22 protein-coding genes, 2 tRNA genes and 1 pseudogene are annotated in these 25243 nt (G+C 54.7%); 15 read left to right on the top strand and 10 right to left on the bottom strand.

All coding sequences use genetic code 11. The features are described from left to right. Position 1: 1 nt before the first annotated feature. The 7 genes and pseudogenes from C2E15_RS11620 (at position 2) to C2E15_RS21695 (ending at position 7318) form a co-directional block, all read left to right on the top strand. Positions 2-499: pseudogene (locus tag C2E15_RS11620) on the top strand (lysozyme). Further along, positions 480-647: a hypothetical protein gene (locus tag C2E15_RS22030; protein WP_245912253.1), complete on the top strand. Its 168-nt coding sequence runs from the start codon at positions 480-482 to the stop codon at positions 645-647. The pseudogene C2E15_RS11620 and the gene C2E15_RS22030 overlap by 20 nt, the downstream one beginning before the upstream one ends. A 43-nt stretch (positions 648-690) precedes the next feature. Next, the gene (locus C2E15_RS22345; RefSeq protein WP_425438005.1) at positions 691-888 is read left to right on the top strand and encodes an Rz1 family lipoprotein; all 198 of its coding nucleotides are present in this window, start codon (positions 691-693) and stop codon (positions 886-888) included. A gap of 191 nt (positions 889-1079) precedes the next feature. Next, complete coding sequence (locus tag C2E15_RS11610) at positions 1080-4031, top strand: hypothetical protein (RefSeq protein ID WP_104957509.1); 2952 nt, start codon at positions 1080-1082, stop codon at positions 4029-4031. A gap of 1388 nt (positions 4032-5419) precedes the next feature. Further along, positions 5420-5755: an HNH endonuclease gene (locus tag C2E15_RS11600; RefSeq protein ID WP_104957507.1), complete on the top strand. Its 336-nt coding sequence runs from the start codon at positions 5420-5422 to the stop codon at positions 5753-5755. Between the two features lie 91 nt (positions 5756-5846). Further along, positions 5847-6065, top strand: coding sequence for a hypothetical protein (locus C2E15_RS11595; protein ID WP_104957506.1), 219 nt, complete (start codon positions 5847-5849; stop codon positions 6063-6065). Positions 6066-7003: 938 nt separating this feature from the next. Continuing rightward, entirely contained in the window at positions 7004-7318 is a 315-nt protein-coding gene (locus C2E15_RS21695; RefSeq protein WP_167391863.1) for a hypothetical protein, read from the top strand. Positions 7319-7500: 182 nt separating this feature from the next. Here the strand turns inward: C2E15_RS21695 and C2E15_RS11585 are convergent, their stop codons facing one another. Together C2E15_RS11585 and yeaG are read right to left on the bottom strand one after the other, a co-directional pair. Continuing rightward, on the bottom strand, positions 7501-8781 hold the full coding sequence (locus C2E15_RS11585) for a YeaH/YhbH family protein (protein WP_104957505.1): 1281 nt from the start codon (positions 8779-8781) through the stop codon (positions 7501-7503). Between the two features lie 92 nt (positions 8782-8873). Further along, positions 8874-10808: a protein kinase YeaG gene (gene yeaG, locus C2E15_RS11580; protein WP_104957504.1), complete on the bottom strand. Its 1935-nt coding sequence runs from the start codon at positions 10806-10808 to the stop codon at positions 8874-8876. A 425-nt stretch (positions 10809-11233) separates the two neighbouring features. Here yeaG and C2E15_RS11575 point away from each other — a divergent pair, with 425 nt between their 5' ends. Further along, on the top strand, positions 11234-11983 hold the full coding sequence (locus C2E15_RS11575) for a MipA/OmpV family protein (protein WP_104957503.1): 750 nt from the start codon (positions 11234-11236) through the stop codon (positions 11981-11983). Between the two features lie 76 nt (positions 11984-12059). Further along, positions 12060-12911: an aldo/keto reductase gene (locus tag C2E15_RS11570; protein WP_104957502.1), complete on the top strand. Its 852-nt coding sequence runs from the start codon at positions 12060-12062 to the stop codon at positions 12909-12911. 39 nt (positions 12912-12950) lie between these two features. On the opposite strand, the gene C2E15_RS11565 is transcribed toward C2E15_RS11570, so the two are convergent. Together C2E15_RS11565 and gapA are read right to left on the bottom strand one after the other, a co-directional pair. Then, complete coding sequence (locus C2E15_RS11565; RefSeq protein ID WP_104957501.1) at positions 12951-13829, bottom strand: D-hexose-6-phosphate mutarotase; 879 nt, start codon at positions 13827-13829, stop codon at positions 12951-12953. A 76-nt stretch (positions 13830-13905) separates the two neighbouring features. Next, a complete protein-coding gene (gene gapA / locus C2E15_RS11560; RefSeq protein ID WP_104957500.1) occupies positions 13906-14904 on the bottom strand; it encodes a glyceraldehyde-3-phosphate dehydrogenase in 999 nt (332 codons plus the stop codon). A 342-nt stretch (positions 14905-15246) separates the two neighbouring features. On the opposite strand from gapA, the gene msrB reads away from it, so the two are divergent. Further along, positions 15247-15657, top strand: a complete 411-nt coding sequence (gene msrB / locus C2E15_RS11550; RefSeq protein ID WP_104959158.1) for a peptide-methionine (R)-S-oxide reductase MsrB — start codon at positions 15247-15249, stop codon at positions 15655-15657. A 3-nt stretch (positions 15658-15660) separates the two neighbouring features. Further along, complete coding sequence (locus C2E15_RS11545; protein ID WP_104957498.1) at positions 15661-15942, top strand: YeaC family protein; 282 nt, start codon at positions 15661-15663, stop codon at positions 15940-15942. Positions 15943-16123: 181 nt separating this feature from the next. Here C2E15_RS11545 and pncA read toward each other — a convergent pair whose 3' ends face one another. From pncA to sppA, 3 genes are all read right to left on the bottom strand, one after another. After that, the gene (gene pncA, locus C2E15_RS11540; protein WP_104957497.1) at positions 16124-16735 is read right to left on the bottom strand and encodes a bifunctional nicotinamidase/pyrazinamidase; all 612 of its coding nucleotides are present in this window, start codon (positions 16733-16735) and stop codon (positions 16124-16126) included. A 12-nt stretch (positions 16736-16747) separates the two neighbouring features. Further along, entirely contained in the window at positions 16748-17767 is a 1020-nt protein-coding gene (gene ansA / locus C2E15_RS11535) for an asparaginase (protein ID WP_104959157.1), read from the bottom strand. A 94-nt stretch (positions 17768-17861) separates the two neighbouring features. Beyond that, the gene (gene sppA, locus C2E15_RS11530) at positions 17862-19718 is read right to left on the bottom strand and encodes a signal peptide peptidase SppA (protein WP_104959156.1); all 1857 of its coding nucleotides are present in this window, start codon (positions 19716-19718) and stop codon (positions 17862-17864) included. 172 nt (positions 19719-19890) lie between these two features. Between sppA and C2E15_RS11525 the strand changes: the two genes are divergently transcribed. The 4 genes from C2E15_RS11525 (at position 19891) to C2E15_RS11510 (ending at position 23893) form a co-directional block, all read left to right on the top strand. Continuing rightward, a complete protein-coding gene (locus C2E15_RS11525) occupies positions 19891-20442 on the top strand; it encodes an NAD(P)H nitroreductase (protein WP_104957496.1) in 552 nt (183 codons plus the stop codon). A 134-nt stretch (positions 20443-20576) separates the two neighbouring features. Next, positions 20577-21620 (top strand): selenide, water dikinase SelD, encoded by a 1044-nt coding sequence (gene selD, locus C2E15_RS11520; protein WP_425438004.1) that lies wholly within the window; start codon positions 20577-20579, stop codon positions 21618-21620. Between the two features lie 18 nt (positions 21621-21638). Then, the gene (locus C2E15_RS11515; protein ID WP_104957494.1) at positions 21639-23555 is read left to right on the top strand and encodes a DNA topoisomerase III; all 1917 of its coding nucleotides are present in this window, start codon (positions 21639-21641) and stop codon (positions 23553-23555) included. Further along, positions 23555-23893 carry a YnjH family protein gene (locus C2E15_RS11510; protein WP_245912251.1) on the top strand — a complete coding sequence of 113 codons (339 nt, stop codon included), beginning with the start codon at positions 23555-23557 and terminating at the stop codon, positions 23891-23893. The genes C2E15_RS11515 and C2E15_RS11510 overlap by 1 nt, the downstream gene beginning before the upstream one ends. 37 nt (positions 23894-23930) lie before the next feature. Here the strand turns inward: C2E15_RS11510 and xthA are convergent, their stop codons facing one another. The 3 genes from xthA to C2E15_RS11495 all read right to left on the bottom strand — a co-directional run bounded on the left by xthA (position 23931) and on the right by C2E15_RS11495 (position 25219). Beyond that, a complete protein-coding gene (gene xthA / locus C2E15_RS11505; protein ID WP_104957492.1) occupies positions 23931-24737 on the bottom strand; it encodes an exodeoxyribonuclease III in 807 nt (268 codons plus the stop codon). Positions 24738-24936: 199 nt separating this feature from the next. After that, a tRNA-Tyr gene (locus C2E15_RS11500) sits at positions 24937-25021 on the bottom strand. 113 nt (positions 25022-25134) lie between these two features. After that, positions 25135-25219, bottom strand: a tRNA-Tyr gene (locus C2E15_RS11495). Between the last annotated feature and the right edge of the window lie 24 nt (positions 25220-25243).

Genomic DNA, 25243 nt, shown 5'->3' with positions numbered 1-25243 from the left:
CATGGCTATGTCAAACAGCCTGCGCAATAAGTTGCTGGCAGCGGCTGGCGGCGGGGCGATGTTGATTACTCCGTTTTCCTGGGTAGTAAGGATGGCGTGGAAGGGCGAGTGTACGACCCCTATAAAGACGTTGCTCGTGTTTGGATAGTTTGTGACGGCATTACCGGCGCCGGTGTCGTGCAGGGTAAAACCTACAACGATAAAGAATGCGACCGGCTGCTGTGGAATCGGGTTAGCAAGGTTAAAACTCAGGTAGATCCTCTGGTAAAGGTGCCGCTGGGTGAATACCAGCGAGCCGCCATCTACAGCTTTACCTATAGCGTTCTCTAAATCAACGCTTCTGAAAAAGCTTAACGCAAGTAATGTTAACGGTGTCTGCGAAGAGTTACGCCGCTGGGTTTACGCGGATGGCATGAAGTGGCGTGGGTTGATGAACCGCCGCGATATGGAGCGTTCATTATGCCTGGCGGAGAGTGCTGATGATCTGGCTGGCAAATAACTGGCGTTCCCTGTTGTGGTTCCTGCTTGCTGCCTGTATGGTGATTTTTGGCTCGATCGCTCATCACTATCACACAAAATATACCACCGCCGCCAGCCTGGCTGAACAGCGGCAGGAAACCATTAACGATTTGCAGCGCGGGCAATAAAATGTTGCAGCCCTCGACCAGAAGTACACGAAGGAATTAGCGGATGCGAAAAAAACCATTAGCGATCTGCATCGGGATGTCGACTCTGGCCGCCGTCGGTTACAGCTCAACGCCATCTGTAAGAAGCAACCCACCTCCGCCCCCGGCATGGATGATGCAGCCAGCTCCGGACTTACTGACGCCGCTGAGCGGGATTATTTCACTCTCAGAAGCCGAATTTGAATCGTTACCAAACAACTAACAGGGCTGCAAGCCTTCGTGCGTTAGCAGTGCTTTAAATAGACTTAAATAAAAGGCTGATAAACTATCTTCTTTGCTTTCCCATATTAAATATATTACCCACCGGTTTTATCAGTGACCTTTTATATACGATTTTACTGTTCAATCCTTGGATTGACTCAACTGTAGTTCCAACTTGATAAGGAATGCTATATGACTTCAGAAAGTACACAGGCAGTCGTAACAGGCCCTTCAAATGCTGGTTACAGCGTTGCTGAGACCATTGAAGAAATTAATGCAATGACACCTGAGCATGGCGCCATTGTATCCTTTAATGGTGGCTTTTTTAAATATGATCCTGCTGATGATAACACCCCCGACGATGGTGTAATCACCTTAGTTACAAAAAATGGAAGCCGACTGAAGCGCCAGTTTGACGGCGATGTACAGGCTTCATGGTTTGGGGTAATTGCAGATGGCAAGACAGATTGCCGTAAAAAGCTGATTGAAGCTTGGCAGTATGGCCTTTCAACAGGAAGAACCATTAAAATGCCTGTTGGGAAGGTAAATATTGGCAGTGGATTTGAAGAGTCCCGAGAGGTCGGAACGGCTGATACTGGAACAGCTCGAATTTTATTGGTAGCAAAACCAGAAGACCCCGGTTGTGTCATTGATGCTTATGGCTGCGTTCTGGTGCCAGAGGACAGAGCGCCAAAATATGACAGTCTAGACCCAGCCTTTGTAACCATTACTCCTAATCCTGAGTTGGCTACTAACGGTGTTTATCCTACAGGCACGGTGTTTAGCTTTATTGTTGCTGATCAGACAATCAAATATACAACCAAAGCGGGCGATCAAGGTACGCAGGTTGTTAAAAAATTGGTTGCTTTGTTTAATAGTAAACTTGCCCCATCATTATGGGTGGCAGCAGAAACATCAGTGAAATCTGAACAGGGTGATTCCCTGCCGGCACTAAAATATGGTCGTACTAAGGAAACAAATGATTTTCCGTCCCAGGGCTCACTGACCAACGTTACCAGAGCGGCAAATAACGGCTGGTATAACGAGATGAGACACTTCCTGTTCTTTGGCTCAGGTTCAGGTACAGTGGAAAAATTTAAAGACAATGACACTTCTGAAGGTGTATTTGGCCCGACTGACACCAATTGTCCATTTCCACCGTTTACCATTAAAGGGTTGGAATTTGATTACAGTAAGCAGTCATATCAGGGCGGGACGGCAGCAAATCCAGGTGTTAACCATGCAAAGCCCTGGGGAAATGGCGCGCGTCTTATGGATGTTCAATACGCTGTCTATTTCCAGCTTGTTGACTGCAAATTCAAAAATAACTACGGCAATGGCATCCGCCTGCTAAAATGCTATCGCCCACGTATTCAGGGCTGTCTTGGTGAAAATATTAGTGCTAACCAGGTCGTTGCTCCAGCTACAGAGGCCGAAGACGCGGATCATACCGGCGGCTTTATTTTTGCCAGTTCATGCTATGGAATGGTTGTTGATGGTACAACCGTACGTAATACTCGACGTTTTGAAGCCGATTATACGACGTCCAAGGGAATCCAGACCAAAGGTGGTATTTGTGGTTATATTGGCATCTGGAATGAGTATCCCATTGACCATGAGACAGAGTGGTCTAATGGTAGCCTTGCCTTCCAAAAATATGTCCCACAGATCCTATTTAATCTCCATAAAAAAAATGAATCAATTTTAAGCACCGATCATATTGCTTCTGGCAATGCCATCATGAATTGCCAGGTAGAAGGATATACCCTGGGTATTAAGGCCGAAAATAAAGTTGAAGTGACGCTTTATAACGTTCAAGCGCGTGATTGTTATATACCTTTCCAATCATCTAATAGTCGTATGCGTCTTCATGGCTGTACAGGCTCTTTTGGCATCTGCGATCCAGCTGCCGGGCAGATGCGTAACCCTCAGCTTGGTTTTGCATCCATTACGGCTATCCTGAGCGCAAAAGATTTCGATCCAAGGCCCGAATACATTGAAGCTGAACAATTGGGATACAGTGGCGCATCCACAGACAAAGCAGGTCTGACAGCTCATGGATGTACTTTTACTGCAAAAGGTGGAGCACTAATTTCGGCTGCGATTACAGGCGTAACAATTGATTCATGTGTGCTTGTAACAGATGGTACAGCAGATATCCTTAACCGCGTCGCACCAAACCGCAAGTGCGCTGGCTTGAGTTTTACCAACAATACGATCCTTGTAACGAAAAACAGTGAATCTGCGGGCATGATTATTCGTGGTCAGGATTCAGCTCGTATCTGTAACAACACTTTCCTTAACCTGAATAAAGAAAAGGTTTTTGCGATTGTATTTGGTGATAACCAGGTCAGCGGGAGTGGCTCGAGCGTTGTTGCTATTGACGGCCGTGGGTATTTTCTTTTTTCAGGTAACCGCCTATATGGTGCTGTTTCGCTGAGTTCGAAAAATACCTATGCCTTAGTTCATTCTCGTGATAACACATTTCATGCTTGGCCTAAAAATCAGGCTGGCACTTATCCTGATACGAGTAAACTAAATCCTCTATATTTTTCTACCGGTGTATCTACATCAAATGTTCGCGGCATTGTCAGTGATGGCGATACTATCCTTGTTAAAGCCGATTTTACCGCGCCCGTGATTAATGACGTTGGTAATAATACCCAGCTTCGTAATCTCACCATTCGTTTTGTGGAATACGAAACCGATGAAAAACCGCTTACAACTGGGCTGATGACTTCACTGATTCAGACATGGGGTAATGGGGAAATAACTTTGGATAACGTGCAGGTTATTGGCAATGACGTGCGGAAGATTCCGCTTATACAGGGCGGTACTACGAATACAAAAGCCTGGGGCCTGACTTTCCGCAACGTCCGTGATGACAGTGAAGATGCACCGTTAATTCTCTCCGGTTCTACGGTGGAAGGGCCTTTGCGTCTGGAAGGTGTCAACCATTATGGGATGGGTAAAAAGTTATTTGGAAGTGCTGCTAAAGAGATGAATCTGAGCGCTAATATCAGTAAACAATATCAGCCTTATCTGGGCGAGCGCCTGACTTATCATACAGAGCTGGTTCCTACCAATCCGCAGGGCGCCATCTGGAACGGTTCTACATGGGTGACTTACAGGTTCAGTGCATAAGCGGTTCAGAAAACGCTTGAGAAAGTTGGCTTAGGCGTCCGCTGGCCGCCTAAGCCAACCTCACTTTATTTAGTGATCATTACAAGGGGCATTTGCGGGTGCGCCTGATGATGACTGTCCTCATTCCTCTTGTGTCTACGGTTAGCACTGCTGTGAAGCAGCGCGGCATCGTTTTAATGGAAACGAAACATGTTAACTAGCCCCCATGCCCCCAGTGATTGGGGGTAAGCATCGTGGAATCTGGACGCCAAAGGCTGTAACTATCGGACGGTCGAAAGCAGCGTCGCAGAATGTCGTAATTGACCTGACCGCCAGCCAGCTTGATAGCAGGTTGATATACACAGGATCAAGCCACAGCTATATGGGAGTCGACGGCAAAATTCTCATATCAACTGCAAATAAATGGCCGCTTGAGTATGTGAATGGCGTAGTCGCAGGACGACATGAGCCAGAACCAGCGGCAACAAACTTGTTTGGCTCTATCATGCTGGAGAATATGACCAGCTTGCCTGGTTATAACGGATTTACAGAATATCGTGAGTCAGGTTCCGGAACGGTATTCCACCGAACGTAATTTCGGACGTCAGTCGTTCTGTCAGGAAATATTACTTACTCTCTGATACTCATGCACAGGGGGGCAATAATCTGGCGTTTCGTGCCGGCTTCTCAGGTAAGACATTTCAAAACATCGGAATCAACAACCGGCAGGTTGGTTATGTAGGAAGCGGCTACGTTTCTGCTTCAACAACAATCGTGTCGGATGAGACGTTTATATTCCGAGCTGCATTCCCGTACTTCGGAGCTAATAACGGGTTATTGACATCGCCCACATCCGTGACGGATGACTCTGTGCCGACTGGAATCACTGATACAGCGGTAGGGTTAATACTGCTTATCCACAAGTTGAAGCAGGCACACTGGCAACGTCACCGATTATCTCTGCCGCTGGTGTTCAGGGTAAGAGGGCAGCTTCTTCTGTAACAGTGCAGGCAACAAGCTTCTCTTCACTAGTTATTCATTTCAGCGACGGCACCACCATGACGCGTCAGATAACCGGCGATACCTTCACTCTGCCAGTTGCAACCAAGAACTGGGGCAAACGCTACATCCAATGGATTGATATGAGGAAATAATATGGCTACAGAATCAATAGCCCTGGCTGACGACAAGTACGTACAAATAACGAACGGCACCAATAATGCTTACATGTCTGTCGTCAGCTGGCCTGGTTACTCCGAGATATGTTGGGCAGACTCACCATCTAAGCCAGCACTGAATGCTCCAGCGCACGCTGAGACCGGCAAGATAGGATTCAGTGCGCCTCTGGTCATATGGGTTAAGGCGAAGCGAGGCAGCGCCCTGATATCCGTTACTCGCTGGAGTTCCTGATGCCATCAGCTATTCCCCGGGCATGCCGTAAGGGCGACGGCCCAAAGACAACAACCGATCGCTCAGGATACTGCAACGATCACCACAATGAAGGCTGGCAACAGCATCAGCGCGGCTACGGCAGTACGTGGGACATTATTCGCGCGCGTATCCTGAAGCGTGATCGGCACATCTGTCAGCAATGGCTGGCGAACGGCAGACCTGTACCAGCGTTCACTGTTGACCATATCAAACCTAAAGCACATGGCGGTACAGATGAAGACAGCAATCTGGTTGCGATTTGCTTCAAGTGCCATAAAGCCAAAACCGCGCGGGATCGATTAAACCGAAGTTAGTCCTAACAGGTGGAAGAATGGCTGAGTCAGTAAATGATTCAGGGCGCGCATATCGGTAAAAGTAGTCCACCCAGCAAGAGAGGAGTGAACGGTGAAGAATAAGAAAGTCCGGCTCGCCCATATCTATCGAGGCAAAGAGTTCATCGGGCATGGCATAGTAATTGATAGTGAGCTGTTGAGCCAACAACTGAGCTCCACCATCGATACAGATGCAGCAAGACGATCGGCAATCACCGCCGTCTTCAACCTGGATGCGGAGATGAACGAAAATTCGGTAAAAATCGATGTAAATGATATTAAATATCAATAATTTAGTTAAATGACAATCAATATTATTTTCAGGGGGGAGAACCAGGAAAAAGTTCAGAATTCTGAGCCTAAAGAACCGCCGCCTAATTTTTTTTCACGCCGCCGCGGGTTAGAAAATTTTTTTTGGGGTCCCCGAACCAGCAATTAATAGGCGTTTTCGATTATGCCAGGACCGCCGAAAAGCCCGACACATCTGGCTTTGGTGAAGGGGAACCCTCTACCAGCACTGTTAATGGGTTGTTGAGGGAAGGCTCAAAGCATATCGTGTCAGTAACAGGCCAAAATCACCGTATCTGTTTACACGTGAGGATTGTCTGGCAGCGCTGGCTGCCGTAGAAGACGTGCCACATTAAAATTCAATAAAAGCGTCCCGTGATCACAGGACTGTACCATCTGTACGCCGCCAGGATGATGTAAAGAAAGAACTCGCAGTACTACTCAAAATTAGAAGTAAAAGCAGAGCGAACAGTTAATCCACCAAAAGCAAAAATGGGTTCGCGATTTTGTTTGAGATTTCGATCCCTGAGTCATTACGGATACCGGCAATTGATAACTATCATGGAGAAGCAAAAGAACTTGCACCGAGTGTCGTATCTAGAGCGGAAGCGGGAAAGCGAAAGCTAGGCTAAGCGACGCACAAAAAAGCCCGCACAAGGCGGGCTAAAGGGGGTCGTTGAAGGAGCTTCCGCTTTTACTGCGAAAGTTAACCCAAGCGTAGTGTGCTTGTGTTTACGGAAATGTGACTAGCATCAAGCTAGCGGGAAATACAAATAGATAAGAGCTGCTTTAGGAAAAATGCCATCGCTCTAACTGCTCTGGCGGAACGGATGCACAGGGAAAGGCCGCCAAAAAGCCCGCCCGGTGGCGGGCTAGGGTAGGAAGGCATGAAAAAATCGGCGCGTACCTGGGTTAAATTACTCTGATTCCAAATCTGGCAACATGATTCTTTCAATCAATACCGGGGCCTTCTGGTCTCGTTCAGCAGAATATCTGAAGGCGTATTGGGGTAGCCAAGTTTCATTAAAGCGTTTTTTAAACGATGTGGGTAAGGCGAGCAAAGATGAAGTGCTTGAGAATGTTACCGTACCTGGAAAGGCGACGGTGGAAACCAGGCAACGCGGGACGAAAGTAAGCCAGGGATTTAACGCTTTTTTCGGTGGTTTTTGCCACTGTCTTACCATCATTTTACGACGCCAAAACGTAGGAAATAAAAAAGCAGCCTTAAGTGGCTGCTTTTTCAAAGTATTTTTTTAACAAGCGAGGATCTGAACCTCCACCCATTGATACTGCCATGGCAGTGACCCAAGCTGAAAAACGCGGGTGTCTTTCCCCAAAACGCAAAGTGACTTATTGAAAAATCTATAACAATAAGCGCACTTAAAACCGACACAATAATGGGGTTAAAGCCATCTTAAACCACTGATTTAAATGATTAACTATCGCATATCCTCCGTCTGCTTGTGAAACAGCTCGCGGAAGACCGGGTAGATATCTTCTGGCTCACGGATATGCTGAATGGCGAAGTTATCAAATGCCGCCTGTAGATGCTCATATTCACGCCACAGGGTCTGATGGGCGCGCCGGGTAATCTCGATATAGCTGTAGTAGCGCACCACCGGCAGGATGTTTTTCGCCAGAATTTCGTGACACAGCGGCGAATCGTCCGCCCAGTTATCGCCATCGGAGGCCTGCGCGGCGTAGATATTCCACTGCGTCGGGTCGTAGCGCTCTTTCACCACCTCATCCATCAGCTTCAGGGCGCTGGAGACAATGGTGCCGCCGGTCTCCTGCGAATAGAAGAACTCCTGTTCATCCACCTCTTTCGCCTGCGTATGGTGGCGGATATAGACCACCTCAACGTTTTTATAGGTCCGGCTCAGGAAGAGATAGAGCAGGATATAAAAACGCTTCGCCATATCCTTGGTCGCCTGGTCCATTGAGCCTGATACGTCCATCAGACAGAACATCACGGCCTGGCTGGACGGCTCCGGCCGTTTCTCAAAGTTTTTGTAGCGCAGATCGAAGGTATCGATAAAAGGCACGCGCTCAATGCGCGCACGCAGTTCGGCGATCTCCTTACGCAGCCGCTCTTCCTCCAGCAGCTGCACCGGCTCTGCTTTCTCCACCGTTTCCAGCGATGCCTCCAGCTCATGCAGCATGCGGCGCTTGCCGGCGGTCATGGCGGTACGCCGCGCCAGCGAGTTCTGCAGTGAGCGCACCACGCTGATATTGGCCGGCACGCCATTGGAAGTGAAACCGGCGCGATGCGTTTTATATTCGTTCATCTGCCGCTGCTGCGTTTTGCGCAGGTGCGGCAGCGCCAGATCTTCAAACAGCAGATCGAGATATTCATCTTTAGAGATCTGGAAGACAAATTCATCCTGTCCTTCACCATCCTGACTGGCGTTGCCCTGACCACTGCCGCCGCCGCCGCCGCCTCCCTGAGGCCGTTCAATACGATCGTTTTGCACAAAGTGATCATTGCCGGGATGAACGCGATGGCGCATGCCGCCGCGTCCCTGATGAAAAATGGGTTCGTTGATATCGTCTACCGGAATAGAAACTGACTCACCACTCTCAACGTCGGTCACCGAACGTTTATTAATGGCCTCGGAGATCGACTGTTTGATTTGCGACTTATAGCGGCGCAAAAAGCGCTGGCGGTTAACCGCGCTTTTGTTCTTGCCGTTGAGTCGCCGATCGATGAAATAGGCCATAGCTCCCCCAAACAACGTTGCAAGCCAGGCCGGACGCGGTTGCCCGGCCTCTTTACTTTCGCTTCCGTTACGCGTTTATGTGCTTACAGGACTTAACTCGATTTGCGTACGCGCAAATACCATTCGCACAGCAGACGCACCTGCTTGCGGGTATAGCCTTTCTCCATCATACGATCGACAAAATCATCATGTTTCTTCTGCTCGTCGGTAGAGGTTTTCGCGTTAAACGAAATCACCGGCAGCAGCTCCTCGGTATTAGAGAACATTTTCTTCTCGATAACCGTACGCAGCTTCTCATAACTGGTCCAGTTAGGGTTACGTCCGCTGTTCTGCGCGCGCGCACGCAGCACGAAGTTCACGATCTCGTTGCGGAAATCTTTCGGATTGCTGATGCCTGCCGGTTTCTCGATCTTCTCCAGCTCAGCGTTGAGCGCCTCGCGGTCGAACAGCTGGCCGGTATCAGGATCGCGATACTCCTGATCCTGGATCCAGAAATCGGCATAGGTGACGTAACGGTCGAAAATGTTCTGACCATACTCGGAATAGGATTCCAGATAGGCGGTTTGGATCTCTTTGCCGATAAACTCGGCGTATTTAGGGATCAGGTAGCCTTTGAGGAACTCCAGATATTTCTCCGCCAGGTCCTGCGGGAACTGCTCGCGCTCAATCTGCTGCTCCAGCACGTAGAACAGGTGGACCGGGTTGGCCGCCACCTCAGTATGGTCGAAGTTGAAAACGCGCGACAAGATCTTAAAGGCGAAGCGCGTGGAGAGGCCGTTCATCCCTTCGTCCACCCCGGCGTAATCGCGGTACTCCTGATACGATTTCGCTTTCGGGTCGGTATCTTTCAGGCTTTCGCCATCATAGACGCGCATTTTGGAATAGATGCTGGAGTTTTCCGGCTCCTTCATGCGCGACAGGATAGAGAAGCGCGCCAGCGTCTCCAGCGTGCCGGGCGCGCAGGGCGCATGGGTCAGCTCGCTGTGATTAAGCAGCTTCTCATAGATCTTGATCTCTTCCGAGACGCGCAGGCAGTAAGGCACCTTAACGATATAGACACGGTCAAGAAACGCCTCGTTGTTCTTGTTGTTGCGGAACTGCACCCACTCCGATTCGTTGGAGTGCGCAAGAATAATACCGTTAAACGGCAGGGCGGAGATGCCTTCGGTACCGTTATAGTTGCCTTCCTGCGTGGCGGTCAGCAGCGGATGCAACACTTTAATCGGCGCCTTGAACATTTCGACGAATTCCATGATGCCCTGGTTGGCGCGGCAGAGCGCGCCGGAATAGCCGTAGGCGTCAGGATCGTTCTGGGCATGGTTTTCCAGCTTGCGGATATCGACTTTACCCACCAGCGCCGAAATATCCTGGTTGTTTTCATCGCCCGGCTCGGTTTTGGCGATCGCCAGCTGCTCAAGGATAGAAGGCCACACCTTCACCACCTTAAAGCGGGTAATGTCGCCGCCGAAATCATGCAGGCGTTTGGCGGCCCACGGCGACATAATGGTGCCGAGGTAGCGGCGCGGCACGCCATACTCTTTCTCCAGAATATTGGCGTCTTCCTGCGGGTTAAACAGGCAGAGCGGATGGTCGTTGACCGGGCTGCGTTCGCCGTCGGCGCTCAGCACATAGATAGGCACGCGCTGCATCAGTGATTTTAACCGTTCGGCCAGCGATGATTTACCGCCCCCGACCGGGCCCAACAGATACAGGATCTGTTTTTTCTCTTCCAGGCCCTGAGCGGCATGTTTCAGATAGGAAACAATCTGCTCAATGGCTTCCTCCATCCCATAGAACTCTTCGAACGCCGGATAACGTGCGATAACACGGTTTGAGAACAGGCGGGAAAGGCGAGGCTCCTGGGCAGTGTCGACCATCACGGGCTCACCAATAGCCATTAACAGTCTTTCTGCCGCGTTGGCGTATGCACTGCGATCCTGCTTACAGGTAGCCAGGAATTCCTGCAGTGTGAACTCTTCGTCCTTGGCAGCTTCATAACGCTGACGATAGTGATCGAATATATTCATAGCGATGCCCGTCCTTTCGTTTTTAGCACAGGTAATGGAAGCGTTATAAAAGGTTTATCAGCTTCCGGAAGGTATTCTCTTGGGAGTACAGCAACCCTTATGCCAACCTGACGTATTTTTATCGGGGTACACAGATTTGATGGTTACTCTGCTCGAACGAATCACTTAGCTTACTTTTAACTGTAGATGGCATTTCAGGAAATTTCTTTAATGCTATTTAATTTCAACAGGAAAGTCGTTCAGGTAATAACGGTCACCCTTGCGGGGCGCGGGCTGTAGCGATTTTGTAAATAAGCGCCGCATTTTCCGGGCGAAGCCATGTGGCGCGTTGTTCCGGATGCGTCAAAATGTATAAATATTTAAACCTGTCACGCAATAGCGTTAAACTACTTCTCTGATTGTTCTATTTATGGAAGAAATAAATTGTGAACCGATTCAAAATTAGCACTCTTGCTCTGCTTTTACCGATTTGTGATCTGGCTCAGGCTGATGAGGCGCATCCGCTGACGCTGGGCGCTTCCGTGATTTACGCGCAAAGTCCTTATAAAGGCGGCCAGGATCGCTATCTTCCGGTTCCGGTCATCAATTATGAGGGCGACGATTTCTGGCTGCGCACCCTACAGGGCGGTTACTACCTGTGGAAAGATCCGCAGAACCAGCTCTCACTGACGCTGGCCGGCTCGCCGCAGCAGTACGATCCGGACGATAACGATTTGGGCGATATGAAAGGCCTGGACAAGCGCCGTATGACCGTGATGGGCGGGGTAGAATATCGTCATATCGCCGACTGGGGCATCGTGCGCACTAACCTGTTGGGCGATGTGCTGGGCAAAAGCGACGGCATCGTCTGGGATCTTACCTATCTCTACCGCTTCGACTTCGGCGATTTCAGCCTGACGCCGGGGATCGGTGCTACCTGGACCAGCGCCAATCAAAACCGTTACTACTACGGCGTCTCCGGTCATGAAGCGGATCGTACCGGCATCAGCCGCTATCAGCCTGACGACAGCTGGAGCCCTTACGTCGAGCTGAGCGCCAACTATCGTCTTACCGACCGCTGGAACGCCGGCATCTATGCGCGCTATACCCGCCTGGCCGATGAGATCAAAGATAGCCCGATGGTGGACAACGATTCCCAATTCACCGCCTGGACCGGCGTAAGCTACAGCTTCTAACCGGCCGCATGATAACGGGGCGTTCTGCGTCCCGTTGCACCTGAACGGGGCATATGCGGCGTGCAAAGGAGAGAGAATGAGCAGAACAGTGCAGTTTGCTAACGATGCGGCGCTGCCGGCGATCGGGCAGGGAACCTGGTATATGGGTGAAAGCGCAGATCTGCGTCAGCAGGAGATCGCCGCGCTGCAGGCGGGCATCGAGTGCGGGCTGTCGGTGATCGATACCGCAGAAATGTACGCCGACGGCGGAGCGGAGCGGGTGGTTGGCGAGGCGTTGCAGGGCAGGCGCGATCGCGTCTGGCTGGTCTCCAAATTCTATCCGTGGAACGCCGGCGCGGTAGATGCGGTAGAGGCGTGCGAGCGCAGCCTGGAGCGGCTGAAGACAGACTACCTTGATCTCTATCTGCTGCACTGGCGCGGCAATATCCCGCTCGAGGAGACCATTCGGGCGATGGAAAAGCTACAGCAGCAGGGCAAAATCCGTCGCTGGGGCGTCTCCAATTTTGACGCCGACGATATGCTGGAACTGTGGCAGGAGCCGGGCGGCGAAGCCTGCGCGGCGAATCAGGTTCTGTATCATCTCGCTTCGCGCGGCATTGAGTTCGATCTGCTGCCCGCCTGTCAGGCGCGTCAGCTGCCGCTTATGGCCTACTGCCCGCTGGCGCAGGCGGGACGTTTGCGCCGCGATTTGCTGACGCAGCCGACGTTGCAAACCATCGCGCAGCAGCTGGAGGCGAGTGTGGCGCAGCTGCTGTTGGCGTGGGTTATCCGTCAGCCCGGCGTTATGGCGATCCCGAAAGCCAGCAGCGTGACGCACGTACGGGAAAATGCGGCGGCGTTAACGATAACGCTGAGCGATGAACAGCTGGCGCAGCTGGATAGCCTGTTTCCGCCGCCGCAGAGCAAACAGCCGCTGGATGTGGTCTGAGGAATGCGTACAAAGCCGGGCGACAACGCCCGGCTTTTTTTAACGTTTTTTTCGCACCCGGAAGGTGGTCGCCAGACGCGCCGGCTGCTCAACGGCGCTTTTCATCGGCGCGTTGATGCGCGCGGTCTCAACGCACACCATGGTTTGATACCCTTCATTCGCCATATCGCCCATACTGCAGGATAGCTCTACGCCCGGGTTCCAGGTGACGACGTCGCTGTGATGGTGATGGTAAACCTTAATCACGCGCTGGCCGGCTTTATCCTGAATCAGGCTGCAATCCTCCGGCTGGGTAAAGATGCGATCGACGCGCCCGGCATAACGCTGCCTGCCATCTGCCGCGGTGCCCGGCTCGCCATCTTTTACCTTGTCGATAAAGGGCTGACCCAGTCCGCTGACTTCCACCTCGTTAATATCATCGATGCAGAAGTAACTGTGCAGCGCGCAGGTAGCCTGATAGTCGCCGTGCGCTTCCAGTTCAATTTCGCAGCGTTCGCCGAGACGGAAACGGGCGAACAGAGTGAAGTCGTGCGGCCAGAGCGCTTTGGTCTGCGGATTGCTCGCCAGCTCCAGCGTCAGCAGCACGCAATCCTCATTTTCATCATGAGCGGAAAGCGTCCAGGGCTGGTTACGCGCGAAACCGTGCGCCGGCTCGCCCGCCGGGCCAAACCACGGCCAGCAGATCGGTACGCCGCCGCGAATCGCTTTACCAGGGGCAAAAGCGCTTTTCTCGCTGAGCCAGATCACCGGTTTTTCACCGTTGGGCTGCCAGGCGATAAGCTGGGCGCCCTGCAGGGTCACGGCGGCGCGCACTTTAGGATGGCTTACCACCAGCACCGGCAGTTCGCCCAGCTGGCGCAGGCTGAGGTAAGGGGAGATCTGGTTAACCACGGGAAGCGAAAACAGTTTTTCGGTCATGAGATTACCTTGCTGAATTCAGACGATAAAAAAGGGCGACCGTAGTCGCCCTCAAAGTTTAGTCTGTCAACGTGGCTTATTTAGAAGCAACCAGCGCGACCAGATCCAGAACTTTGTGTGAGTAGCCAGTTTCGTTGTCGTACCAGGAAACCAGTTTCACGAAGTTGTCGTTTAGTGCGATACCTGCGCTGGCGTCGAACACGGAAGTCAGGGTTTCGCCGTTGAAATCGGTAGAAACCACTGCGTCTTCGGTGTAGCCCAGAACGCCTTTCATATCGCCTTCAGAAGCGGCTTTGATCGCTTCACAGATTTCTTTGTAAGAAGCCGGTTTAGCCAGACGCGCGGTCAGGTCAACAACGGAAACGTTCGGAGTCGGAACGCGGAACGCCATACCGGTCAGTTTGCCGTTCAGTTCCGGCAGTACTTTACCTACTGCTTTCGCTGCGCCGGTAGAGGACGGGATGATGTTCTGAGATGCGCCGCGGCCGCCGCGCCAGTCTTTGTGAGACGGGCCATCAACGGTTTTCTGCGTAGCAGTGGTTGCGTGAACGGTGGTCATCAGACCTTCAACGATGCCGAATTTGTCGTTGATGACTTTCGCCAGCGGTGCCAGGCAGTTGGTGGTGCAGGATGCGTTGGACACGATATCCTGGCCGGCATATTTGTCAAAGTTGGCGCCGCGAACGAACATCGGGGTGTCATCTTTGGACGGACCGGTCATCACAACTTTCTTCGCGCCAGCGGTGATGTGTTTACGTGCGGTTTCGTCAGTCAGGAAGATACCGGTCGCTTCTGCTACCACGTCAACACCGACTTCGTCCCACTTCAGGTTAGCCGGGTCTTTTTCAGAGGTAACACGGATTTTTTTGCCGTTAACCACCAGCGCGCCGTCCTGTACTTCAACGGTGCCATCGAAACGGCCATGCGTTGAGTCATACTTCAGCATGTACGCCATGTATTCAGCGTCCAGCAGGTCGTTGATGGCAACGATTTCTACGTCTGAACGCTGCTGCGCAGCACGGAAAACGATGCGACCGATACGACCAAAACCGTTAATACCTACTTTGATAGTCATATATTCCACCAGCTATTTGTTAGTGAATAAAAGGTTGGCTGTAAAATTACAAAATCCTTACCAGGCGTCAAGCGGAATCGTGTCAATTATTGCGACAAGTCAAACCCATTACAGAGAATTTTCGGGTTTGAAACCGCTTCCGTAACGATTCTGCTCTACCCATTTTGCGGCCTGATGACCGAATATAAAGGGCTCGCTTTGATGAAAAGTGATCCGCATCACAATTTGTAAGTTGGGTGCGCGTCAAAGCTTGTCAGGCACAAAATATTAACCTGTTCTTGTTAACTACTTGTTAGAATACTAGCCGATTTTTCCAGAATGACATTGCCAGAGATGATGAAAATGGCTAAAGAATTGAACGATCGTACGCCTGATAACCAGCTGACTGAAATGCAGCTCTACGTAACGCAGCAGCGTGGGACAGAGCCGCCCTTCAGCGGTGCGCTGTTGCACAACAAAGCGGAAGGGATCTATCACTGCCTGGTGTGTAACGCGCCGCTGTTCCTGTCGGAAAGCAAGTATGATTCCGGCTGCGGCTGGCCGAGCTTTTACCAGCCCTACACCGAAGAAGCGATTCACTATCTGGAAGATAACTCGCACGGCATGCACCGCATTGAAATTCGCTGCGGCAGCTGCGATGCCCATCTGGGACACGTTTTCCCCGACGGCCCGCAGCCGACCGGCGAACGCTACTGCGTCAATTCGGCGTCGCTGAGTTTCAGCGATAACGACGGCAACCAGACCAAAGGCTAAGCGATGAAATCAGAACTTGATGCGATGATCGAGGCGATGACGCCGGACATTTATCAGCGTCTGGCGACCGCGGTGGAAACCGGCAAATGGCCGGACGGCGTGGCGCTGAGCGACGAGCAGAAGGAAAACTGCATGCAGCTGGTGATGCTGTGGCAGTCGCGCCACAACCATCAGCCGCAGCATATGAGCATCGGGCAGGGCGGCGAATTGGTAACGCGCTCTAAGCGCGAGCTGAAGGAAGAGTTCGGCATCGGCGACGAGGTTACGCGCATTACCCTGCAGTAAGCGTTACGCGCCTCAAGTGAAAACAGGGCTTCCCGCCCCCGGCGAGTTAGCCTGTATCACTAGCCGGGCGGCAGTTGCCTGCAGGAAGAGACTTTCACCTGCAGGCCAGAGAAAGGCTATCAGAGACTGCACTGCCTGCAGCCGATCGCGCCAGGCTGATCGCCCGCAGGCGAGATAATTCTCAGTGGCGAATGTGCGCGCCGTGCGCAGCCATCTCCGCCAGCGCCGCGGCGCTGTCTTGCGGCTGTAAATTCACGCCGCGACAGCCGTCGCTGATCACCTCGACCTGATAGCCCAGCTGCAGCGCATCCAGCACGCTAAACTTTACGCAGTAATCGGTTGCCAGCCCCATCATGGTGAGATGCGTGATGCCGCGCGCGCGCAGCCACGCATCCAGACCGGTCTGACGTCGGTGGCCGTTGTCGAAAAAGGCGCTGTAGCTATCGATATCGCGCTGTTCGCCTTTATGAAACACCACATCAATCAGCTCGCGTTGCAGCCCCGGATGAAAATCGGCGCCGTGGCTCTGCTGCACCGCATGATCGGGCCACCAAATCTGCGGCAGCCCGTTCAGCTCCCCAGTCGTATGCTCCGCTTCGCCTGCCACGGAAGCAAAGCTGCCGTGATCGGCAGGGTGCCAGTCCTGCGTAGCGATCACCGGCTCGCCGCGCTGATGAAACGCCGCCGCCAGGCGGTTCGCTACGGCGATCACCGCGTCGCCGTCGGTAACCGCCAGCGCGCCGCCCGGGCAAAAATCATTTTGCAGGTCGATAAGAATCAGCGCCTGTTTCATCCGCACTCCTTATTAACGATCGTCAGGGGTCAGTTCGCCGCGCAGGTTAACCTGCATCAGATGGCGTACCTCATCGCAGCTCAGCGGCTGGCTGAGCAGGTAATGCAGCTTGGTCAGCGTCGCTTCGACGGTCATATCGAACCCGCCGATCACGCCGGCATGGGCCAGCGCGTTACCGGTAGCGTAGCCGCCCATATTCACCTTGCCCGACATGCACTGTGTCAGGTTGACCACCACGATGCCGCGCGCCGAGGCGGCCTGCAGCTCTGCCAGAAACTCGGCGTTTTGCGGCGCATTGCCGACGCCGTAAGAGCGCAGGATCAGCGCCTTCACCGGCTGACGCAGGAAGTTGCGCACCACTTCGGCGGAGATGCCCGGATAGATGGTGACCACGCCAATAGGCTGCGGCGTAATCGGATGGACGATCAGCTCGCCTTCACCCTGCGGCGCGGCCGGCGTGTTCAGGCGGCGGATATGAATGCCCGCTTCCAGCAGCGGCGGCAGGTTCGGCGAGGCGAAGGCGTTGAAGCCGTCCGCATGCGCCTTAGTGGTGCGGTTGCCGCGATAGAGGGTGTTATTGAAGAACAGCGACACCTCTTTCACCGGATAGTTGGCCGCCACAAACAGCGCGTTAAGCAGGTTTTGTTGCCCGTCGGAACGCAGCTCGGCGAGCGGAATCTGTGACCCTGTCACTATCACCGGCTTCGCCAGGTTTTCCAGCATAAAAGAGAGCGCCGAGGCGGTAAACGCCATGGTGTCGGTGCCATGCAGAATGACAAAGCCGTCGTAAAGCGCATAGTTCTGACGAATATCTTCCGCAATCGCCTGCCAGTCCTGCGGCGTCATATCGGAAGAGTCAATCAGCGGCTGATACTCATGAATGGTAAAATCGGGCATCTCCGGGCGATGAAACTCCGGCATCGCCGCCAGCTGCTGTTGCAGATGACCTGAAACCGGAATATAGCCCTGCGCAGAGCGCTGCATACCGATCGTCCCACCGGTATAGGCAACGTAAATGGATTTTTTTTGCATGAAAAGCGACTCAGCTTTGCGGAAAAAAAGCAGTATACGGTAAAGCGTCGGGAAGAGCAGCCCGACCAGCATCACGCCGATCGGGCTGAGGCGGTTAGCGTACCTCGCCGCAGGTCAGGCAGAGGGAATAACGGTTTTGCGGATCGTTAAGCGCGCCGAACAGACCCGGCTGCTGCTTCATTGCACTGACCACGTCCACCATCGGCGCGGGCAGCCAGGCCTGCAGCGCGGCAGGCAGTGCGGCGCGCACCGAGGCGTCCATCTGACCCAGCACCAGATCGATGAGCGCGGGTTCATCGGCAAACCAGTTCAGCTGCACATCTTTCAGCTTCGCCAGCTCCGCCGCTTTGGCAACCGCATCGTCGAAATCGCCCAACGCGTCGACCAGGCCGTTGCCTTTGGCGTCGCTGCCGGTCCAGACGTGACCCTGCGCGATCTGATCGATCTGCTCCGGCGTTTTCTGCCGCGCTTTCGCCACCAGACCGATAAATTTGTGATAGCCGTTTTCGATGCTCAGCTGCATCATCTGCTGCACTTCCGGCGGCAGCGCCTTGGTGCTGGCGATATCAGCCAGCGGCGAGGTCGCCACGCCGTCGGTATGCACGCCGATGGCATCCAGCGAGTTTTCCACCGTATTGATCACGCCGAAAATGCCGATCGAGCCGGTGAGCGTCGCCGGGCTGGCGATGATGTAGTTGGCGGGGGTCGAGATCCAGTAGCCGCCGGAGGCCGCCATACCGCCCATCGAGACGACGACCGGTTTACCGGCCGCGCGCGCCGCCGCCAGCTCCTGGCGCACCACTTCAGAGGCAGTGACGCTGCCGCCCGGGCTGTTAACGCGGAACACAATCGCTTTCACATTCGGGTCGAGACGCGCCTGACGGATTTGCGCCGCCGTGGTATCGCCGCCAACCGCGCCCGGCGTCTCTTCGCCATCCATGATCGCGCCGGTCGCCAGGATCACTGCCACATTGCCGCTCTGCGAGCTGTTATCCTGCACCGGATAGTCGTAGATGCTGATGGCGTTGTAGTCCTGATCCTGCTTGTCCCAGCCGAACTGCTTCGCGAACAGCTGCTCCGTTTCGGCGCGTGTCGCCAGCTGGTCCACCAGTTTGTTCTCTTTAGCGTAGCGCGCGGTATCGCCGCCCGTTTGCTGCAGGCCGTTAAGCAGCCCCTGCGCGCCTGGGAAGAGCTGTTGCGCCGTAATCTGACGGTTGGCCGCCACCACGTTCAGGTAGTTTTGCCACAGTTCGCCAACCCAACGGCTGTCGGCGTCGCGCGCCGCAGGGGACATGTCGTCGCGCAGGAAAGGCTCGACCGCCGATTTATAGGTGCCGACGCGGAACACATGCGAGGTCACCTTCAGCTTATCGAGCAGGCTTTTATAGTAGAGGGTATTGGTGGCGAAGCCGTGCAGATCGACCTCGCCCTGCGGGGAGAGGTAAATTTTATTGGCGTAGCTGGCCAGATAATATTGCGCCTGCGAATAGCTATCGCCGCTGGCGTAGATCGGTTTGCCGCTGTCGCGGAATTCACGCAGCGCCTTGCCGATATACTGCAGCGAAGGCTGATCGGCGCCGGCAAAGTTGCGCAGATCCAGCACGATACCGGTGATTTTGCTGTCGCTCTTCGCCTGCCGGATGGCGGCGACGATATCAAACAGCGAGTTCTCCTTCAGCCGGTCGCTGCTGGAGCCGAGCAGCTGGCGTCCGATTTTGCTCAGCTTATTGCTGACCGACGGCTTATCCACCACCACGCCGGAAAGATCGACTTTCAGCGCGCCGCGCGGCACTTCCGCAGGCGCGCTGGCGTTTTTCACCTGCAGCCAGATGCCGACGCAGACCAACACTAAAAAGATCAGAAACAGATTAAGAATGCATTCGCGGATAAAGTTCAGCACCCGCCATGTCCACTTAAAGATGCCTGCTATGATTCGCCACAAGGTGCGCATGTTTTCTCCATAATCGCCAGACAGGGCGCAGAAAAGCAGCTTTTCTGCCAGAATTTCATCCACATCCTAAAGAGCAGCCGGGCAAATGTCAGCAGGAAATCGCGCGCGGCTGTAACAAAACGTCAGCCTGTGGTAGTTTGCAAAGAATGCTAATCATTATCAGGAGGAAGAGATGGAGGCACTGGATTTACTGGTTAATCGCCGCTCCGCATCGCGTTTAGCCGAGCCTGCGCCGACGGGCGAGGCGCTGGATAATATTCTGCGCGCCGGTATGCGCGCGCCGGATCACGGCACGCTCCAGCCCTGGCGCTTTCATATTATTGAGAAGCAGGGTCTTGAACGCTTCAGCCAGCTGTTGGAGCAGGCCGCGCGCGACGGCAATATGGATGACAAAGCGATTGAAAAAGCGAAGCAGGCGCCGTTTCGCGCGCCGATGATCATTACCGTCGTGGCGCACTGCGAAACGCATCCGAAAGTGCCGCGCTGGGAGCAGCTGCTGTCGGCGGGCTGCGCGGTCATGGCGATGCAGATGGCCGCCGCCGCGCAGGGTTTTAACGGCATCTGGCGCAGCGGTGCCTGGACGGATAATGAAGCGGTGCGCGCGGCGTTCAACTGCCGCGAGCAGGATGCGATTGTCGGCTTCCTCTACCTCGGCACGCCGCAGCTTAAATCCTCCACCACGGTATTGCCTCCCGATACCGCTCCGTTTGTCAGTTATTTCTGACAGATCTGCGGCCTTTATTCTGGCAGGGTGCGATCTCAGCCCTGCTTTTTAACCGCGCCGCGTCAGAGGTGACTTATCACGCCAGGAGTAACGCGTTAACATACACGCCAGCGATCTGGATGAAGGAGTCACCCGTGAATCAGTCGATACGTCTTACCCAGTACAGCCACGGCGCCGGCTGCGGCTGTAAAATTTCCCCTCAGGTGCTGGAAACCATTCTGCAGAGCGAGCTGACGGCGTTTCACGACCCGCGGCTGCTGGTCGGCAATGAGACGCGCGACGATGCCGCCGTCTACGACCTGGGCAACGGCACGGCCGTGATTAGCACCACCGACTTTTTTATGCCCATCGTCGACGATGCGTTCGATTTCGGCCGTATCGCCGCCACCAACGCCATCAGCGATATCTACGCCATGGGGGGCAGGCCGGTAATGGCGATCGCTATCCTCGGCTGGCCGCTGGATAAGCTGCCGCCGGAGGTGGCGCGTCAGGTGATTGAGGGCGGACGCAGCGTCTGTCACGCCGCCGGGATCGCGCTGGCGGGCGGTCACTCTATCGATGCGCCGGAGCCGATTTTCGGTCTGGCGGTCACCGGCGTGGTGCCAGGCGAGCGGGTGAAAAAGAACAGCGCCGCCGAAGCGGGCTGTACGCTGTTCCTGACCAAGCCGCTCGGTATCGGCGTGTTGACCACCGCCGAGAAGAGATCGTTGCTGCGTCCGGAACATCAGGGGCTGGCGCGCGATGTTATGTGCCAGCTTAACAGCGCCGGCGAACATTTCGCCGCGCTGCCCGGGGTGACGGCGATGACCGATGTCACCGGTTTCGGCCTGCTGGGACACCTGAGCGAAATCTGCCAGGGATCCGGCGTACGTGCGCGCGTGCATTACTCCGCCGTGCCGCGTCTGCCCGGCGTGGATGAGTATATCGCCGCAGGCTGCGTGCCCGGCGGCACCGGACGTAATTTCGCCAGCTACGGCCATCTGATCGGCGCGCTGAGCGAAGCGCAGCGTCAGCTGCTGTGCGATCCGCAAACCTCTGGCGGCTTGCTGGTGGCGGTGCGCGCCGAGGCTGTCGCCGCTTTCCGTCAGCTGGCGCAAAGCCTGGCGCTGTCGGTCAGCGCCATTGGCGAGTTAGTGCCGGTGCAGGCCGGTGTTCCTTTGATTGATGTTTTGCCGTAAGAGAGCCTTGCCCCGTTAATGCGTCTGTTTATTGCTGAGAAGCCAAGCCTGGCCCGCGCTATTGCCGATATCCTGCCCAAACCGCACCGACGCGGCGAGGGTTTTATCGCCTGTGGAAATGATCATATCGTCACCTGGTGCGTAGGGCATCTGCTGGAGCAGGCCCAACCCGACAGCTACGACAGCCGCTATGCGCGCTGGTCGCTGGCCGATCTGCCTATCGTGCCGGAAAAGTGGCGGCTGCAGCCGCGTCCCTCGGTGGCGAAGCAGCTGAACGTCATCAAGAAGCTGCTGGAACAGGCGGAGGAGATTATTCACGCCGGCGACCCGGACCGCGAAGGGCAGCTATTGGTAGATGAGGTGCTGGACTATCTGGCGCTGCCGCCTGCGAAGCGCGAAAAGGTGCAGCGCTGCCTAATCAACGATCTTAACCCGCAGGCGGTAGAGCGCGCCGTGGGCCGGCTGCGGCAGAATAAAGAGTTTATTCCCCTGTGCGTATCGGCGCTGGCGCGCGCGCGTGCCGACTGGCTTTACGGCATCAATATGACCCGCGCCTGGACGCTGCTGGGCCGCAACGCGGGCTATGACGGTGTGCTGTCGGTCGGTCGGGTGCAGACGCCGGTGCTGGGGCTGGTGGTTAGGCGCGATGAAGAGATCGAAAACTTCGTGCCCAAAGATTATTTTGAAGTCAAAGCGCATATCGTGACGCCGAAAGAGGAGCGCTTTGTCGCACTCTGGCAGCCCAGCGACGCCTGCGAACCCTGGCAGGATGAAGAGGGACGCCTGCTGCATCGCCCGCTGGCGGAGCATGTGCTGGCACGCATCGGCGGTCAGCCGGCGCGAGTCACCCACTATCAGGATCGACGGGAAAACGATACGGCGCCGCTGCCGTTTTCGCTCTCCAGCCTGCAGATTGAGGCAGCGAAACGCTACGGCCTTAGCGCGCAGACGGTACTGGACACCTGTCAGCGCCTCTACGAGACCCATAAGTTGATTACCTATCCGCGTTCAGACAGCCGCTATCTGCCGGAGGAGCATTTTGCCGGCCGTCACGCGGTGCTGAATGCGATCAGCGTGCATCAGCCGCAGCTGAAACCGCCGGCCGATTTCGATACCGACCGCCGGAACCGCTGCTGGGATGATAAAAAGGTCGATGCCCACCATGCCATTATCCCGACGGCACGCAGCAGCGCCGTGCGGCTGACCGACAATGAGGCGAACATCTACGGCCTGATTGCCCGCCAGTATCTGATGCAGTTCTGCCCCGAGGCGGTTTACCGTAAATGCGTGATTGAGCTGGATATCGCCGGCGGCAAGTTTATCGCCAAAGCGCGCTTTCTGGCGGAGGCGGGCTGGCGCGCCCTGCTGGGAAGCAAAGAGCGCGATGAAGAGAACGACGGCACGCCGTTGCCGGTGGTGGCGAAGGGGGATGAGCTGCTGTGCGAGAAAGGCGAGATTGCAGAAAAGCAAACGCAGCCGCCGCGCCACTTTACCGACGCCACGCTATTATCCGCAATGACCGGCATCGCCCGCTTCGTGCAGGATAAAGATCTAAAGAAAATCCTGCGCGCGACCGATGGTTTAGGGACGGAGGCAACCCGGGCCGGCATTATTGAGCTGCTGTTCCGGCGCGCTTTCCTGATCAAGAAAGGGCGTTATATTCATGCGACCGAGGCGGGCAGGGCGCTGATTCACTCACTGCCAGAGATGGCCGCGCGGCCTGATATGACCGCGCAGTGGGAGTCGACGCTGACGAAAATCAGTGAAAAGGCGTGCCGCTATCAGGATTTTATGCAGCCGCTGGTGACGACGCTGCATGACCTGATCGCGCAGGCGCGTCAGCAAAGCTCGGCGCGCGCTTTTCGCGGCGTCACGGCGCCCGCCGGAAACAGCAAACGCCGGCCGAAAAAGGCCAGGGCAAAGGAGACGGAATAATGAAACGGGCATGGGGCATAGGGTTGATGCTGCTGGTCGCTACGGCGGCGCAGGCGCATCGGCATGATTACGGCACCGGCAACAACGGCTCGGGCGAGTATGGCTCGGGCAATAACGGCGGCTCGGTCGGCAACAGCGACGTGGTGGTCGATATGCCGCCTGAAGTCTGGACACAGGGGCAAAACTCGCAAAACCCACCCTGTCTGCGCTGCTGTACCTATGAAAACCGCAGCTATAGCGAAGGCGCGGTAGTGAAGGCGGAAGGGGTGCTGCTGCAGTGCGTGCGCGATGAGAAATCGCTGGGCACCAATAATCTTATCTGGCGTATTGTGAAATAAGCGGCGGCGTTGCGGCAGTGTCGCAACGCCGCGCTTTTTACAGGCTGAACTCGGCCCAAATCGGCGCGTGATCGGACGGTTTTTCCATCGCGCGGATATCATAGTCGATGCCGGTCGCCACGCAGCGTTCCGCCAGCGCGCGGGTCGCCAGCAGCAGATCGATGCGCAGGCCGCGATTGTCATCAAAACCCTTCGAACGATAGTCAAACCACGAGAAACGATCGGCGCAGTCAGGGTTCGCCGCGCGCCAGGTATCCACCAGCCCCCAGCCCAGCAGGCGATCCATCCACTCCCGCTCTTCTGGCAGGAAAGAGCATTTTCCGGTGCGCAGCCAGCGCTTACGGCTCTCCTCGCCGATGCCGATATCCAGATCGGTGCTGCTGATGTTCATATCGCCCATCACCACGATGCGATGGTCCGCCGTCAGATGGTTTTCCAGGTAGCTTTGCAGATCGCGGTAAAACTTCTCTTTTGCCGGAAACTTGGTGGGGTGGTCGCGGCTTTCGCCCTGCGGGAAATAGCCGTTGATTACGGTGATATTGCCCGACGGCGCGGGGATTTCCGCCATGATCAGACGACGCTGCGCCTCTTCATCGTCATCAGGGAAACCGCGCAGCACCTTCACCGGCATTTCACGCGTCAGCAGCGCGACGCCGTAGTGGCCTTTCTGGCCATGATAGAAAACGTGATAGCCCAGCTTGCTGACCTCTTCCAGCGGAAACATATCATCATGCACTTTGGTTTCCTGCAGGCCGATGACGTCAGGATTGTGCTGAGCGATGATCGCTTCAAGCTGATGAGGACGAGCGCGCAGCCCGTTGATATTAAAAGAGATGAATTTCATAGTGCGGCAACTACCTGGTAAAAAGATGGCAGGATGTTAACAGAGTTAGGTTGAGAATGTCACGGTAAGCGACGGCGTGGCGCCTGGGCAGGGCACGGGCGGTAAAAGACGCGAGCTTGCATTGCAAAACGGGAGAGTCGCTCCCAACGGGAAGATATCGCTTTGGTCGTAAAAAGAGGTATGGTGCGAAAGGCGAAGATGGTGGTGGGAGAAGGATTCGAACCTTCGAAGTCTGTGACGGCAGATTTACAGTCTGCTCCCTTTGGCCGCTCGGGAATCCCACCAGGTAATTCAGTTCAGATAATGCGTGTCGCTTTGCGTGTCGTCAACCGTCCTGTAACCCTTAGCACGCCGTACTTGCCGGCTGGCTGTTCTTTCTTCTGTCAAAACAGAAGAGTGGTGGTGGGAGAAGGATTCGAACCTTCGAAGTCTGTGACGGCAGATTTACAGTCTGCTCCCTTTGGCCGCTCGGGAATCCCACCACGGGTCAGGACATAATTGCCTGA

The sequence above is a fragment of the Mixta gaviniae genome (genome assembly GCF_002953195.1).
In the GTDB taxonomy this organism is placed as follows: Bacteria; Pseudomonadota; Gammaproteobacteria; order Enterobacterales; family Enterobacteriaceae; genus Mixta; species Mixta gaviniae.
The sequence above is the reverse complement of the archived record's forward strand: the minus strand, read 5'-3'. Positions and strand labels throughout refer to the sequence as shown.